11 protein-coding genes are annotated in these 13180 nt (G+C 63.3%); 3 read left to right on the forward strand and 8 right to left on the reverse strand.

Translation table 11 applies throughout. The features are described 5' to 3' along the window. Nucleotides 1–113: 113 nt before the first annotated feature. On the forward strand, nt 114–368 hold the full coding sequence (locus B0G71_RS17875) for an accessory factor UbiK family protein (protein ID WP_012431591.1): 255 nt from the start codon (nt 114–116) through the stop codon (nt 366–368). Nucleotides 369–489: 121 nt separating this feature from the next. Beyond that, the gene (locus B0G71_RS17880; protein WP_116143099.1) at nt 490–2091 is read left to right on the forward strand and encodes a YifB family Mg chelatase-like AAA ATPase; all 1602 of its coding nucleotides are present in this window, start codon (nt 490–492) and stop codon (nt 2089–2091) included. Between the two features lie 343 nt (nt 2092–2434). On the opposite strand, the gene B0G71_RS17885 is transcribed toward B0G71_RS17880, so the two are convergent. Continuing rightward, nucleotides 2435–3001 carry a hypothetical protein gene (locus B0G71_RS17885; protein ID WP_241974473.1) on the reverse strand — a complete coding sequence of 189 codons (567 nt, stop codon included), beginning with the start codon at nt 2999–3001 and terminating at the stop codon, nt 2435–2437. Nucleotides 3002–3302: 301 nt separating this feature from the next. On the opposite strand from B0G71_RS17885, the gene B0G71_RS17890 reads away from it, so the two are divergent. Continuing rightward, on the forward strand, nt 3303–3833 hold the full coding sequence (locus B0G71_RS17890; RefSeq protein ID WP_106302219.1) for a TlpA disulfide reductase family protein: 531 nt from the start codon (nt 3303–3305) through the stop codon (nt 3831–3833). Between the two features lie 78 nt (nt 3834–3911). On the opposite strand, the gene B0G71_RS17895 is transcribed toward B0G71_RS17890, so the two are convergent. The 7 genes from B0G71_RS17895 to B0G71_RS17925 all read right to left on the reverse strand — a co-directional run bounded on the left by B0G71_RS17895 (nt 3912) and on the right by B0G71_RS17925 (nt 13121). Then, complete coding sequence (locus B0G71_RS17895) at nt 3912–5264, reverse strand: sigma-54 dependent transcriptional regulator (RefSeq protein ID WP_181916786.1); 1353 nt, start codon at nt 5262–5264, stop codon at nt 3912–3914. Nucleotides 5265–5281: 17 nt separating this feature from the next. Then, the gene (locus tag B0G71_RS17900; protein WP_116143103.1) at nt 5282–7282 is read right to left on the reverse strand and encodes an ATP-binding protein; all 2001 of its coding nucleotides are present in this window, start codon (nt 7280–7282) and stop codon (nt 5282–5284) included. A 57-nt stretch (nt 7283–7339) separates the two neighbouring features. Continuing rightward, nucleotides 7340–8620, reverse strand: coding sequence for a dicarboxylate/amino acid:cation symporter (locus tag B0G71_RS17905; protein ID WP_116148692.1), 1281 nt, complete (start codon nt 8618–8620; stop codon nt 7340–7342). Nucleotides 8621–9024: 404 nt separating this feature from the next. Continuing rightward, the gene (locus B0G71_RS17910; protein ID WP_116143105.1) at nt 9025–10095 is read right to left on the reverse strand and encodes an ABC transporter ATP-binding protein; all 1071 of its coding nucleotides are present in this window, start codon (nt 10093–10095) and stop codon (nt 9025–9027) included. A 46-nt stretch (nt 10096–10141) separates the two neighbouring features. Next, nucleotides 10142–10933 carry an ABC transporter permease gene (locus B0G71_RS17915; protein WP_116143107.1) on the reverse strand — a complete coding sequence of 264 codons (792 nt, stop codon included), beginning with the start codon at nt 10931–10933 and terminating at the stop codon, nt 10142–10144. Next, nucleotides 10930–11868: an ABC transporter permease subunit gene (locus tag B0G71_RS17920; protein WP_116143109.1), complete on the reverse strand. Its 939-nt coding sequence runs from the start codon at nt 11866–11868 to the stop codon at nt 10930–10932. Before B0G71_RS17920 ends, B0G71_RS17915 begins: the two co-directional genes overlap by 4 nt. A gap of 137 nt (nt 11869–12005) precedes the next feature. Next, nucleotides 12006–13121, reverse strand: a complete 1116-nt coding sequence (locus tag B0G71_RS17925) for an ABC transporter substrate-binding protein (protein ID WP_116143111.1) — start codon at nt 13119–13121, stop codon at nt 12006–12008. Nucleotides 13122–13180: the final 59 nt, after the last annotated feature.

Genomic DNA, 13180 nt, shown 5'->3' on the forward strand with positions numbered 1-13180 from the left:
GGGCTCATGCCGCAACGTCACGCAATGGGGCATGCACCAACACCGCTCATTTGCCGCCACAAAGCACAGGCGTAACGAAACATGCACATTTTTTGTGCACCAAGGGGAACACCATGAAACAACCGAATGATGTTTTTAACGACTTTCAGGCCCGCATGAGCGAGCTCTTCAAGAACTCGCCGGCCAAGGACGTCGAGCGGAACGTTAAGGCCATGCTGTCGCAGGGCTTTTCGAAGCTCGACCTGGTGACGCGCGAGGAATTTGACACGCAGACCCAGGTGCTGGTGCGCACGCGCGCTCGCCTTGAAGAACTGGAGCGCCGCGTCGCCGAACTCGAACAGAAGCTGCCGGTCACGCAAACGCCGTAACGCGTTGCTCGCGGCGCAAGCGCCGCGCAGTGCTGCACATCACAGGCAAGCGAGCCGTGACGTCATCAGCGTTTTAGGGGATTTGCGCGCGCCTTCGGCGCGCCGTCCGACGGGAGAGAACATGTCGCTTGCCGTGGTGCGCAGTCGCGCGCCGGCCTCTGGCCGCGCGCCCGAAGTAACCGTCGAGGTCCACCTCGCGAACGGACTACCCTCTTTTTCGATCGTCGGCCTGCCTGATCTGGAAGTGCGCGAAAGCCGCGAGCGCGTGCGCGCGGCGCTGCAGAACTGCAACTTCGACTTCCCCGTCCGACGCATCACCGTCAATCTCGCGCCCGCCGATCTGCCAAAGGAATCCGGCCGCTTCGATCTGCCCATCGCTTTGGGCATTCTGGCGGCGAGCGGCCAGATTCCTGCCGAGTCCTTGCTGCATCGTGAATTCGCGGGCGAACTGTCGCTGACTGGCGCGCTCAGACCGATGCGCGGCGCTTTCGCCATGGCGTGCGGAACGGCGCGCGGCGGCGCGGCTCAAGGCGGCGGCGCTGTGGCGCAATCCGCCGGGACGGCGAGCGAGCTTGCTGTCGGCGAGGCGACCGCGCCTTCCACGCCTCAGCTCTATCTACCCGCTGCGAGCGCGGCGGAAGCGGCGCTCGTACCCGGCGTCGATGTCTACGGCGCCGCCGATCTGCCTTCGTTGTGCGCTCACCTCGCGCAAGCGCCGGACGGCCGCCTCTATCCTGTCGCCGCGCCGGACCTCGCCGAAAGCCCAGCGGCCGTTATCCCGGATATGGGCGACGTCATCGGTCAACGCGGCGCGCGCCGGGCACTCGAAGTTGCCGCTGCCGGCGGGCATCACGTCTTGCTGGTCGGGCCGCCCGGCGCGGGCAAATCCATGCTCGCCGCCCGCCTGCCGGGCCTGCTGCCGCCCATGACCGACGACGAGGCGCTCGCTTCCGCCGCCTTGCTATCCGCCAGCCGGGCCGGCTTTACGCCGTCACAATGGCGTCGAAGGCCGTTTCGCGCTCCGCATCATTCGTCGAGCGCCGCCGCGCTGGTCGGCGGGCGCAATCCGCCGCAACCCGGGGAAATTACGCTGGCGCATCTGGGAGTGCTCTTTCTCGACGAGCTTCCTGAGTTCGATCGCCATGTCCTGGAAACGCTGCGGGAACCGCTCGAAGCCGGCCGTATCACGATTTCACGCGCCGCCTTACAGGCGGATTTTCCGGCTGCGTGTCAATTGATCGCCGCCATGAACCCTTGCCCGTGCGGCTGGCGCGGCGATCCCAACGGCCGTTGCCGTTGCACGCCGGAGATCGCTGCGCGCTATTTGCGCAAGCTTTCCGGCCCCCTGCTCGACCGGATCGACATCCAGCTCGAGATACCCGCGCTCACGCCAGCGGAACTGTCCGCGCGCTCGACGGCGGCCGGCGAAACAAGCGCCGCCATCGCGGCGCGCGTCAGCCGCGCCCGCGAGCGGCAATTAAGGCGTCAGGGCAAAACCAATCGCGAATTGGGAGGACGGGAAGTGGACGAGGTCTGCCGCCCCGACTCTGCCGGCGAGGCCTTGCTGCGCGAAGCCGGGGAACGCTTTGGCTGGTCGGCGCGCGCGTACTACCGGGTTCTGAAGGTGGCACGCAGCATCGCCGATCTCGCCGGCGCGCCGATGCCGAGCGCCGCACAGATTGGCGAAGCGATCCAGTATCGTCGGGCTTTTGGCTCTCTATGAGGCGAAAAACATGCTGTCAAGACTTGACTTATGCACACGCACGCGTTCCAGATAAATTTTTGAAACAACTGAAAGGTACGCGGTTGACCGCTTCCCAAAGACGTTGATTTGATTGAGTTTTTTTAGCGACGTCGAGAGGGCCGAATCTGACAGAGTGCCCACAGAATGGGCATCTCCAGCCAATTTTCGCGAGTTCTCAACAGAGTTATCCACAGGAACGGTGAGCAACAGGAAAACCTCAACGTAAACCGGGAATTAGCGCGCAAAGCTGCGAAGGAACTTTCAGTATGCGCAGCGCCGCTGCCGCGCCCATCAGCCGCCGAATCGGCCAAAAATACCGCACTCAGTACAGTTGGAAAGACGAGAAAAATTGGTCGACCTGTTCCTGCTGCATCGGCTTGGACGCGATGATCGCAGCCTGATACACATGCCGTCCGCGCGCCACGAGCCGGGCGTAGACAGTGCGGGTCTCGTGCTGCGAGCCAGCCTCGCCGCTCAGCTTCATTTCCAGACCGAGCACCTGGCCGCCGGCAGCAAGCGGGATCTGCACCGCACGCGCATCAGGCGCGGCGCCCACGTTACGGGCGAGGCCGGTGCGCAGGAAATCGAGCGCGGCGCGCTGCGTGGCTTCGTCGTCATTGGGCAGCATGACCGTGCCGACCGCAAAGACGGCGTCGCCGGCTTCGGCTGTCTGCATCGCCATCTGCATCGGCGTGCCGTTGATCTGTACGGCTCGCTGATCGTTGCCCGGCTTGGCCGGCAGGTCGACGGTGTAGCCGTTGTCGTTGTTCATGATGGTCCGCCAGTCGAAAGTGGGCGAACAGGCGCTCAGCGCGGCGCCTAACGCCAGCGCGCAAGCGAGCGTGCTCAACGCCGTGCGCGCGCTCGACAATTGGGGCGCGGAGCCCATTGGGCGGCCGCCGCCCCCTATCGGGCGCGGCGAGCGGCCAAAAAAGCGGGCCGCAGAGTTGCTGGCAGAAGTAAGACAGAACGGGATTCGAGCGAGAAAGCGACTGACGCAAAAAACATTTCGGAGCATGGGGACAGAAGACCAGACTGACGAGGACGTAAAACCCTATTATCCGCTCCTGGCCCGCGGCCTGCCGCACCGCCCGAATGGGGCTACAATAACGAGGCCGTTCAGCACCGGGCCGAAAACCCAAACCGACGCATTGTCCCGCGCGTTCCGCGCGACTCCTGAGGTTCCGTTCATGAGCTCCACGCCGTCCACCGCCACCCGGCGAGCGAATCCGCTTCGTTACATCATCATTGCCGCCGTGGCCGTCGCGATTGCCGTCGCCGGTTATTTTGCGTTTGCCGGCCAGCAGCGCGTGCCGGATGCGACCTTCACGTTGCTGTCCGGTCAGAAAGTTTCGACCGCCGACCTGAAAGGCAAGGTCTACCTCGTCAACTTCTGGGCGACGAGTTGCGACACGTGCATGAAGGAAATGCCGCAGATGGTCCAGACCTATAACCGCTTCAAGGGCCAAGGCCTCGAATTCGTCGCCGTGGCGATGAACTACGACGCGCCCATGTACGTGGCCAACTACACGCAAACCCGCCAGTTGCCGTTCAAGGTCGCAATGGACGACGGCTCGGCCGCCAAGCAGTTCGGCAATGTCCAGCTCACGCCGACCACGTTCCTGGTCGACAAGGACGGCAAGATTCTCAAGCGCTATGTGGGCGAACCGCAATTCGCGGAACTCGACCAGTTGCTCGAAAAGGCGCTGAAACCGGCCTGAACGAGCAGCGCAGTCTGACCCGATCCAACTGAATCAAACACGCCGGCCTCGCATCGCGACGCCGGCGTTTTCATTTCCTCACCGCTCCCCTTCTCCCTTCGCGGCGAGGCCGTAGCGTTTGATCTTCTCGTAGAGCGTTGCCTTGCCGAGCTGCAGCTTGTCCGCCGCGACCGCCACAACGCCGCCGGTCTGCTCCAGCGCTTCCGCGATCACCGCCCGTTCGAATTGTTCGACTCGCTCCTTCAAAGGCTGCGTGGCCGCGCCGTCGTCGCCGAAGGACATGACCGGGTCGTCGGCAATGCCGAGCACGAACCGGTCGGCGGCGTTGCGCAGCTCGCGCACGTTGCCGGGCCAGTCGCGCTGCATCAGGCCCGCGCGCTGACGGTCGGTGAGGATCGGCGCGGGGCGCTGGTAACGCACGGCCGCATCCAGCAGGAAATGTTCGAAGAGCGGCACGATGTCCTCGCGACGCTCGCCTAACGGCGGCAATGCGATCGTCACCACGTTCAACCGGTACAGCAGATCGCGCCGGAAAGAACCGTCCGCGACGTGCCCGGCCATGTCGCCCTTGGCAGCGGCAACCACGCGGCAATTCACGCGAATCGGCTGATTCGAGCCGAGGCGTTCCAGCACGCCGTCCTGCAGCACACGCAGCAGCTTGACCTGCAACGCGAGTGGCATGCTCTCGATTTCATCCAGAAACAGCGTGCCGCCCGACGCATGTTCGAGCTTGCCGATGCGGCGTTTCGCCGCGCCGGTGAATGCGCCCGGCTCGTAGCCGAACATCTCCGACTCGAACATCGGCTCCGGCAGCGCACCGCAGTTCACCGCGATAAACGGCTTGTCACGCCGCGGCGACAGTTCATGCAGGCTGCGTGCGATCAACTCCTTGCCCGCGCCTGTGTCGCCGTTGATGAGCACGGAGGCGTCAGTCGGCGCGACATTGGCAATCAGCCGCCGCACCTGTTCGATGGCCGGACTCCTGCCGATAATCCGCGGCGCCACCGAGTTCTGTTCCGCCAACTCACGGCGCAGCGCGAGGTTCTCCAGCACCAGCTTGCGGCGCTCCAACGCGCGCCGCACGGTTTCGATCAGACGTTCGGAGGCGAAAGGCTTTTCGATGAAGTCGTACGCGCCGTCGCGCATCGCCTGAACGGCCATTGAAATATCGCCGTGGCCCGTCACGAGAATCACCGGCACGTCGGGCGCGCGCTCGTGGCATTGCGCAAGCAGATCGAGGCCGCTCGCGCCCGGCAAACGAATATCGCTGACGATCACGCCGGAGAAGTCCGCGCTGATCGTCTTCGCCGCGGATTCCACCGAGGCATGCCCGATCACGTCGAAGCCCGCCAGTTGCAGACTCTGCACGCTGGCGCGCCGCACCAGTTCGTCGTCTTCGATATACAGCACTTGCAGGCCGTGGTTCAGCATGGCGTTTTCCGTGTGATTCAGGAGCCCGTGGTCAGCGGGTCCGTTGTGTGGCTCGTCTGCACGCGCGCGCGGCGCAGCGTCAACACGAATAATGCACCGCCGCGCGGCGCGTTGCGCGCTACCAGCGAGCCGCCGCAATCACGCGCGATGGACGACGATATCGCGAGCCCTAGCCCCAACCCCTGGCCCATTTCCTTGGTGGTAAAGAACGGCTCGAACAGACGCGGCAGGACGTCGTCAGGAATGCCTGGGCCGTTGTCGCTCACGGCGATCGACAGATTCGCATCGGCGACTTCGATCTCGATCGAGATGCGTGGCGGGTGGACGTCGGCGGTTGCATCGAGCGCGTTGCCGAGCAGGTTGATCAACACCTGTTCGAGCCGCAGATCGTCGCAGTGCGCGACCAGTTCGGGATGATCGTCGGCGAGACTCAGCGGCGTGCGCGTGCCGCTGTCCGCATCGAGCAAAGCGAAGTCGACTTCGACGCCCTGCAAGCGCTTTTGCAGCAACGCGACGACGTTGCGCAGCGCCCGCACGACCGGCGCGCGCGCACCGCGTGGCCGCGCGCGTCCGACGAACAGTTTCAACTGGTTGGTGATCTTGCCCATACGCTCGGTGAGCGCGGCGATCGCTTCGAGATTTTCGCGCGCCGACGCCTGGTCGCCGCGCTCGAGCAGCACGCGCGTGTTGTCCGAAAAACCGCGCAACGCAGCGAGCGGCTGATTCAATTCATGCGTGATGCCGGCGGCCATCTGACCGAGCGCGGCGAGCTTGCTCGCCTGGATCAGTTCGTCGTGCGCGGCGCGCAACTCCTGCTCGGCGCGCGTGCGCTCGGCCACCTCCTTTTGCAACTGTTCGTTCGCCTGCGAGAGATCCGCGGTGCGCTCGGCAACCCGCCGGTTCAGCTCCGCGTAGGCTTTTTGCAGCAGCGCGCGGCTGCGCATCACTTCGCGCACGCGAGCCCGGCGCATTCTCCAGTAAAACGCGAGCAACACGAGCGACACGTAGCCGAAGCCCGTCACGATGGTCGCCTTGCGCGCATCGGCGTCGACCGGATCGACGGGCGACATGGTGATCAGATGCCAGTCCGGCTCGCCCATACCGCGCCGTGATGCCAGATAACGCGGCGCATAGCGGCCGCCGCCGATGCGCACGATCTGCGCGTTGCCTTCGAGCGTGCGTTCGATCGACACCGGCAGCGGCGCGATCGGCTGCTGCGCGTATTGACGCGCCTGATAGATCGAATCGGCGACCGGCCCCGACAGCGGCCGGATGGTGTGGTACTTCCACGCCGGCACCGACGACAGAAAGATCACGCCGTGATCGTCCGTGACGACGAGCGGCTCGGACGCATCCACGCCCTGGAACCATTCGAGATCGAGCTTGACCACCGCCACGCCGACGATCTTGCCCTCGCGCCGCACCGGCTGCGAGATGTAGTAGCCCGGCGCCTGTGAAATCGTGCCGATGCCGAAGAAGCGGCCCACGCCGCCTTTGACCGCATCGAGAAAATACGGCCGGAATTGATAGCCCGCGCCGATGAAACTGCCCGGCCCGCGCCAATTGCTTGCGGCGACGCAAAAGCCGTTGAGTGGAATGATGTAGGTGACCGTGGCGCGCGCGTGGCGGTTCAGATCCTCGAGATAAAGGTTGGCGCGCTCGACATTGACCGGCGTGGGATTGACCAGCACGTCCTGCACGATGGGATGTTCCGCCAGCAGATACGGCAGCGATTCGTAGCGTTCGAGCGTGCTCTTCAGCGCGCTGGTCGTACGGTCGACACGCACCGCGGCGTTGCGCCGCAAATGGTCGATGCCGCTTTGCCACGCGATGCTGTAGGTGAGCCCGCACGCCACCACGAGCCCGGCGACGAGCGCGAAGAGGATCAGCAGGCGTCGCGTCACGTTGGCAATATCCGATCGGTGAGGATCGTTTATTGTGGCATAAGGCGAAGCGTCGTCGGGCCAGGCTTCGTCGGCCGACGACGTGAGGGTTGGGCGCGCGGACACCGGTTTCATACGTTTGGTGTCCGCAGCCGTGAGCGTTGCGTTAAGGGACGTTGCCGATCAAACAGCTTAAACGCCGGCCGGCTCTTTGACCGGCACATCGCCACGCAACGCCGCGTTCAGCTTGTTGCGGTCCAGTTCCTTTTCCCATGCCGACACCACCACCGTCGCCACGCCGTTGCCGACAATGTTCGTCAGCGCGCGGCATTCGCTCATGAAGCGGTCGATACCGAGAATCAGCACCATGCCCGACAGCGGAATGGTCGGCACCACAGCCAGCGTCGCGGCCAGCGTGATGAAGCCCGCGCCGGTCACACCGCTCGCGCCCTTCGAGGTCAGCATCGTCACCGCCAGCAGCGTGAGCTGTTGCGTCCACGTGAGGTCGGTGTTGGTGGCTTGCGCGATGAACAGCACGGCCATCGTCATGTAGATGTTGGTGCCGTCGAGATTGAACGAATAACCGGTCGGCACCACGAGGCCCACCACCGAGCGCGAGCAGCCGAGCTTTTCCAGCTTCAGCATCAGTTGCGGCAGCGCGGCTTCGGACGAACTCGTGCCGAGCACGATCAGCATCTCTTCCTTGATGTACGCGACGAAGCGCAGGATGTTGAAGCCCACCGCACGCGCGATGATGCCGAGCACGACCACCACGAACACGATCGAGGTCAGATAGAAGGTGCCGATCAGTTTGAGCATCGGCAGCAGCGAGCCGATACCGTACTTGCCGATCGTGAACGCCATCGCGCCGAACGCGCCGATCGGCGCCAGCTTCGTGATGATGCGCACAATGCCGAACAGCACATGCGAGAACCCGTCGATAAAGCTCGTCACGACCTTGCCCTTCTCACCGGCAGTCGCGAGCACCGCGCCGCACAGCAGCGCGATCAGCAGAATCTGCAGGATTTCACCCTGCGCGAACGCCGACACGAACGTGTCCGGAATGATGTGCATCAGGAAGTCGACCGTGGTTTGGCCGTGCGCCTTGGCGGCGTACGATGCGACTGCCTTGCCGTCGAGCGTGGCCGGATCGATGTTGAAGCCGACGCCCGGTTTCAGCACGTGCGTGGCGATCAGGCCGAGCACCAGTGCGAAAGTCGAGACGATCTCGAAGTACAGCAGCGCCTTGCCGCCCACCCGGCCGACCTTCTTCATGTCCTCCATGCCGGCGATGCCCGTCACCACCGTACAGAAGATGATCGGCCCGATCACCATCTTGATCAGCTTGATGAAGCCGTCGCCGAGCGGCTTCATGTCGACGGCGAGATTCGGGTAGAAATGCCCGAGCGCAATACCGATGATGATCGCCACGATCACCTGGACGTACAGCACTTTATGGATAGGTTTCTTCACGATGGTTCCTGCGATGTGGATGAGCTCAAATGGCCTGCCACGCTGCGCATCATGCGAACGAATAGTCGTCACGCCTGTGCACGGCATTAGGCCGCGACAAGGGACGAATTCAGAAATACCGGGAAGGGAAATCGGACATCGTTGTCTCCTTGCTTTAGTTGTCGGACCGTTGCGGCCGCGGGTTCTATTTTGCAAGGTCGATGCCAGCTCTACGCCTGGATCGACGCCTTGATTTTTATAGGTTTTCTGACGATCCAGTGTACGCGCCGTCCGGGATTCTGGAAATCCGGACAAAGCCTGTCGGGGAATCCGGAATCCATTGGGACGGCGGCCTCGGGATAACCCGTAAGGCTTTCTACGGCGTGCCTTGCGAGACAGCAAGCACGCCGTCCAACTTGCGGCCTCTAAACGCTGCCCTCTTCCAGCACCAGCAGATTCTCGTGCGAAAAACCGAGCGACACCGGCTGCCCGCGTTCGGGCAAACCGCGATTCGGATCGTTGAATACGTCGAGCGAAATCACGGCGTCTTTCACGCGGGTTCTGATGCGCACCACCGCGCCGAGAAAATTCACTTCTTCGACGGTGGCGTTCAGCGTGTTGCGGCCGGGCGCGGCCGGCTCCAGCACGATCGCTTCGGGCCGCAGCGCGAGCAGGCGCTTCTTGCCCGCATCGTCCGAGGGCAGTTCTTGTGTCGTGGTCAGCTCCTGGCCGTCCACCACCATCCTGCCGGTGGCCGGATCCACCACATGGCCGGCCAGAATATTCAGCGTGCCGACGAACGACGCGACGAACCGTGTGCGCGGAAAGTTATAGATTTCCGAGGGCGAGCCGATCTGTTCGACGCGGCCCTCGTTCATCACGACAATGCGATCGGAAATCGACAGCGCCTCTTCCTGATCGTGCGTGACAAAGATCGACGTGATACCGAGTTCGCGCTGCAGTGCGCGAATGTCCTGGCGCAATGAGATACGGATCTTGGCGTCGAGTGCGGAGAGCGGTTCGTCGAGCAACAGCACCTGCGGCTTGCCGGCGAGCGCCCGTGCAAGCGCCACGCGCTGCTGCTGGCCGCCCGACAATTGCCACGGATAGCGCCCGCCCAGATGTGGCAGCTTGATCAGTTGCAGCATCTCTTCGACGCGGCTATTGATCTCCGCCTGCGGCCGATGCGTGATCTTCAGCCCGAAGCCGATGTTCTCGGCCACCGTCATGTTCGGAAACAGCGCATACGACTGGAACACCATGCCGACCTTGCGCTGTCGCGTGCGAAGGTGGGTGACGTCCTTGTTGTCGAGCCGGATGATGCCGCGCGTCGGCGTTTCGAAGCCGGCGATCATGCGTAGCACGGTCGTCTTGCCGCAGCCGGACGGCCCGAGGAAAGTAATGAATTCGCCGCGTTCGATCTTCATGTCGAAGTGATGCAGCGCAATGTTCGCCCCGAAGGACTTATGCAGATTTTCGATCTCAAGGAATGCCATGATGCGCCGCCTCAGTCCGTCAAACTTGTTGGATCAAACTCGTTGGTCAAACTTTCTGGCCGCTCATGGAGCGGGCCGAGCCGAATACCTGAATCAGTCCCATCGACGCCCACGTGATCACGAACGCGATGATCGCGAGCGCCGACGGCTCGTACGCGCGGTTCGCCCCGATCAATTGCAGATACGGACCGAACGCGGGACGGTCGAGCAGACTCGCCAGCGTGAACTCGCCGATCACCACCGCAAAAGTGAGGAACGCGCCGGACAGAATGCCCGAGCGGATATTCGGAAAGATCACCTTGAAGAGAATCGTCGGCCAGTTCGCGCCGAGACACTCGGCGGCTTCGGTGAGCGAGCGCACGTCGACCGCGCGCAGACCGGCATCGACGGCGCGGTACATGTACGGCAGCGAGAGCGTCACGTAGCCGAACACCAGCAGCAGATCGGTGGTGCGCTCGTTGCCGGTGAGCGGCAGAATCGAACTGCTGTTATAGATGCGCAGATAACCGAATACGATCACGATAGCGGGCACCACCAGCGGCAGCAGCGTGATGAATTCGACCACCGGCCGCAGCTTCGGCAAACGCAATTGCACCCAGTAAGCGGTCGGCACCACCAGCAGCACGCCGACCACGATCGTCAGCAGCGCCATCAGGATCGAGTAGCCGAACGAGGCCTGAAAACGCGGATCGCCGAGCACGACGCTGTACGCTTCGAAGCTATAGGCGCCCCGCTTCATGCGCAGGCTGAACTCGAACGTCGCGATCAACGGAATGAGGAAGTACAGCGAACCGACGATCATCGCGGTCCACGCACCCACGCGCGACTGGCTTTTCATCGACGTCCCCTTTCAGCGCGCGAACGCAGCCAGATGTAGCCGCCATTCGAGAGGCCGGTCACGAGCACCATGCCGAGCGCGAGTGCATAGCCGAGATTCTGGTTGTGCATCACGTCGCCGCGAATCTGCGCGTACAACAGGATCGTAACGATATTCAGCGAACTGCCGGTCAGCGCGTAAGCCGTGGCGACCGCGCCGAATGAGTTGGCGAACAGCAACAGCGCGGCGCCGAGCACGCTCGGCCACAGCACCGGCAGCGCGACGTAACGCCAGTATTGATATGCGGAGCCGCCCAGACAATCGCAGGCTTCGCGCCATTCGCGCTTCAGGCCGTCGAGCGCGGGCGTGACGATCAGCACCATCAAGGGAATCTGGAAATACAGATAGGTCAGCGTCAGTCCGGAAAAGCTCAGGACGCTGAAGCCGGTCGAGTACAGATTGAAGCCCAGGTATTTTTTCAACAGCACGGTGACGAGCCCGACGCGCCCCAACGTGCAGATGAAAGCGAACGCGAGCGGCACGCCGGCAAAGTTCGACGCGACGCCCGAAAACGTCATCAAGGTCGGACGAATCCAGCCAGGCAGTTTGCCCTGCACCGCCGCCCATGCGAGCAGCGAGCCGATCACCGCGCCGCCGAGCGAAGACGCCGCGCTCACCTTGAAGCTGATCCAGTACGCGTCCATGACGGTCGGCTGGAGCAGGTCACGGAAATTGGCGAGCGTGAAGTGGCCTTGCGGGTCCTGGAATGCGCCGACCATCAGGAAACCCGTCGGCAGAATCAGGAACAGCAGCGCGAACGTAAAGAACGGCACGACGCCGATCCAGGCGAGTAACGGCGACGCGCGGCCCGGACCGTCGACGCGAGGCGTTGGGGTAGGCACCGGCGGAACCAGCAGTTCCGGCTGCACCGATCCCGCATCCGATGAAGCGCTCATAGCTCACCCTTGGGGCTTTCTGGCAAACGCCGAACGCGCCGCAGAAAAGAGCGGCGCGCCGGCGGCAAAAACTTCAGGCTTCGTTCAGGCGCCGCGGCAGGCGCGTTTCGCTGCCGCCGCGGCTCACGCTACGCCGCTTACTTGACGTTCGCGCCGACCGCTTCATCCCAGTGCTTCGTGATGGTGTCCTTGTACGCGTCCTGTTGCGAGAGCGTCGGGAACACCACGTTCTTGTAGGCCGACGGCGGCGGCAGTTTGTCGAGCAGCGCTTGCGGCACTTTCTTGCCGCTCACCAAGTCGTTGTAGCGCATCGGATGGCAATAGCCCTTCAGCCAGCCGATCTGGCCTTCGTCGGAGTACAGGTATTCCATCCACAGCTTGGCTGCGTTCGGATGCGGCGCATAAGCGCTGATTGCCTGCACGTACACACCGGCGACCACACCCGTTTTCGGAATCACCACATTCACCTTCGGGTTGCCCTTGAGCGTGTCGCGGTCAGCCAGCGCGTTGTAGTCCCAACGCACGATGATCGGCGTGGTGCCTTGCGCGAGAGATGCCGCCTTGCCGATCACCGGCACGAAGTTGCCGCTCTTGTTCAGGTTGGCGAAATACGTGAGGCCGGCCTGACCGGCCTTGCTTGCATCGCCCTTGCTTTGCGACAGACCGGCGGCGTACACGGCCTGGATCGCCTGATTGGCCGAGCGCGGGTCGCCCGCGAGCGAGACGGCGTTCTTGTAGTCCGGCTTGAGCAGATCGCTCCAGTCGGACGGCGCCTTGTCGATCATGTCGGCATTGACTTCGAAAGCGAGCACACCGTAGTAATCGCCATACCAATAGCCGTCGGCATCCTTCGACTCTTTCGGGATCGAGTTCCACGAGGCGACCTTGTACGGCTGCAGCAGCCCTTCAGCTTTCGCGGACGGACCGAACGACAGGCCCACGTCGATCACATCGGGCGCCTGCGGGCCCTTGTTGCCCTTGTTAGCCTTGATGGCTTCAACTTCGTCGCCCGAACCCGCATCCGGATTCAGTTCGTTGATCTTGATGCCGTACTTCTTCTGAAAGCCGGCGACCAGCTCACCGTAGTTGCACCAGTCGTGCGGCAGCGCGATCACGGTGAGTTGGCCTTCCTGCCTGGCTGCGGCGATCAGTGCGTCGAGCGGCGCGGCCGAAGCGCTGCTGCTAGCGCCGGCGGCGGCGACACCCGCAACGGCCGACATCGAAAGTATGCGAGCTAACGCGGTGCGGTTCATAGTCGTTCCCCATCCTCTGCCGAAATTGCTACGTTTGGAAAATTTCTGGTTCGAACTTC

Source organism: Paraburkholderia sp. BL27I4N3, assembly GCF_003386115.1.
Lineage (GTDB): Bacteria > Pseudomonadota > Gammaproteobacteria > Burkholderiales > Burkholderiaceae > Paraburkholderia.